The 265-nt window shown below is 48.7% G+C and carries 1 rRNA gene; it reads right to left on the bottom strand.

The features are described from left to right. Positions 1-88, bottom strand: a 5S ribosomal RNA gene (gene rrf / locus GCN74_RS28455); the annotation flags it as partial. Positions 89-265: the final 177 nt, after the last annotated feature.

Raw genomic sequence — 265 nt, forward strand, 5'->3', positions numbered from 1 at the left:
TGGTTGCAGCACTATCATCGGCGCAAAGTTGTTTCACGGTCCTGTTCGGGATGGGAAGGGGTGGGACCAACTTGCTATGGTCATCAGGCATAACTTGTACTGGCGTTTGTCTCCTGTGGGACGACAAAGCCTGAATCCGGAAGAAGCAAAGATCAAGGGTAATGAATGGTATCAACACACACGCAACGTTGTACCGTCTTATCCTCTGTACCTGCTAAGGTTATAGGGACAAGCCGTACGGGCAATTAGTACTGGTTAGCTTAAT

It is taken from the genome of Janthinobacterium sp. FT14W, assembly GCF_009208755.1.
Lineage (GTDB): Bacteria > Pseudomonadota > Gammaproteobacteria > Burkholderiales > Burkholderiaceae_D > Janthinobacterium > Janthinobacterium violaceinigrum.